Source organism: Parachitinimonas caeni, assembly GCF_030129945.1.
GTDB lineage: Bacteria > Pseudomonadota > Gammaproteobacteria > Burkholderiales > Chitinimonadaceae > Parachitinimonas > Parachitinimonas caeni.
Genome location: NZ_JARRAF010000140.1, coordinates 1 through 861, shown reverse-complemented (window position 1 = coordinate 861; position 861 = coordinate 1). Strand labels below are relative to the sequence as shown.

Annotated in this window: 1 protein-coding gene; it reads left to right on the top strand. The window is 59.6% G+C overall.

Features of this window, described 5'->3' with window-relative positions; genetic code table 11:
* On the top strand, positions 1 to 575 hold a 575-nt coding region (locus tag PZA18_RS24000; protein WP_284103414.1), incomplete at its 5' end, for a calcium-binding protein.
* Between the last annotated feature and the right edge of the window lie 286 nt (positions 576 to 861).

Genomic DNA, 861 nt, shown 5'->3' with positions numbered 1-861 from the left:
TCGGTGGTTTTGGCAATGACGTCTACCAGTTCAACACCGGTAGCGGCATCGACACCGTGATCGAACAGGACGCCACCGCAGGCAACCTCGACAGCGTGCAATTCGGCGCTGGCATCAGCAAAGACCAACTGCGCTATGCCAAGGTTGGCAACAACCTGGAAGTGACCATCACCGGCAACACCCGCGACAAACTGATCCTGCAGGACTGGTATGTCGGCACGGCCAACCGGGTCGAGCAGTTCAAGTTCGCTGACGGCAGCAGCCTGGACGCCAGCGCCTTGCAGGCCAAGGCTCCGGCCAGCATCGAGATGGCAGGTGATGCCATCAACGAGGCCGATATCGACAGCATCGGTACCAATGAAGCTGATATCGACCACCTGCCGGGTCTGGGCCAGCCGGTCGATCCGACCCCGCGAACCGGGCCAGCCGGCGCGGATTGGGCGACGCGGCAGACCCATCTGCTGATCGACGCCATGGCGAGCTTCGAAGCCGACAGCTCCGCCAGCCTCAGCCACAACCCGTGGGATCGTGGTCATTACGACGCGATTGTGCTGGCAGGACATGGCGGGCACTAAGCTGACCCGTCGCACCCAGGGCTGCCTGAAGCAGGGCTAGCCCACCCGCTGTAAAACACAACCCCGGCGCAGTTATGGCCGGGGTTTTGTTTTGGGGGGAGGGGCTGGATGGTGCCGGGGTTTTGGGTTCTGCGACTGTAAACCTTACGTCAACAGAACCTAGCTGTCAGGTTCCGCCTGTTTATAAACTTTCCTCGTAAACAGATCCGGCTGTTTAACCTGCCACTGTTTCATAGCCTCAATCGGAGACAAGAAGTTGAGGGCTTTTTGTGGGATGTGATGATTG